The sequence below is a fragment of the Pantoea conspicua genome, from assembly GCF_002095315.1.
Classification (GTDB): Bacteria; Pseudomonadota; Gammaproteobacteria; order Enterobacterales; family Enterobacteriaceae; genus Pantoea; species Pantoea conspicua.
The window spans coordinates 1-917 of record NZ_MLFN01000109.1 but is presented as its reverse complement, the minus strand read 5'-3'; the positions used below and the strand labels follow the sequence as shown (position 1 = coordinate 917).

1 protein-coding gene is annotated in these 917 nt (G+C 53.5%); it reads left to right on the top strand.

Annotated elements, in window-relative coordinates; genetic code table 11:
* Positions 1-917, top strand: a 917-nt coding sequence (locus tag HA41_RS19410; protein WP_094122112.1) for an IS5-like element IS903B family transposase, incomplete at both ends; no start/stop codon positions are given.

Below are 917 nucleotides of genomic sequence, written 5' to 3'. Positions count from 1 at the left end.
TGGCAAAGCAAAAGTTCAAAATCACCAACTGGCCCACCTACAATAAAGCCCTCATCAACCGTGGCTCCATAACTTTCTGGCTGGATGATGAAGCTATTCAGGCCTGGTATGAGTCAGCAACACCTTCTTCACGAGGCAGACCTCAGCGCTATTCTGACCTTGCCATCACTACTGTGCTGGTCATTAAACGCGTATTCAGGCTGACCCTGCGGGCTGCGCAGGGCTTTATTGATTCCATTTTTTCTCTGATGAACGTTCCGCTACGCTGCCCGGATTACAGCTGTGTCAGCAGGCGGGCAAAGTCGGTTAATGTCAGTTTCAAAACGCCCACCCGGGGTGAAATCGCACACCTGGTAATTGATTCCACCGGGCTGAAGGTCTTCGGTGAAGGCGAGTGGAAAGTCAAAAAGCATGGCCAGGAACGCCGCCGTATCTGGCGTAAGCTGCATCTCGCCGTTGACAGTAAAACACATGAAATCATCTGCGCTGACCTGTCGCTGAACAACGTTACGGACTCAGAGGCCTTCCCCGGGTTAATCCGGCAAACCCACCGGAAAATCAGGTCAGCCGCCGCCGATGGCGCTTACGATACCCGGCTATGTCACGATGAACTGCGGCGTAAGAAAATCAGCGCGCTTATCCCTCCCCGAAAAGGTGCGGGTTACTGGCCCGGTGAATATGCAGACCGTAACCGTGCAGTGGCTAATCAGCGAATGACCGGGAGTAATGCGCGGTGGAAATGGACAACAGATTACAACCGTCGCTCGATAGCGGAAACGGCGATGTACCGGGTAAAACAGCTGTTCGGGGGTTCACTGACGCTGCGTGACTACGATGGTCAGGTTGCGGAGGCTATGGCCCTGGTACGAGCGCTGAACAAAATGACGAAAGCAGGTATACCTGAAAGCGTGCGTATT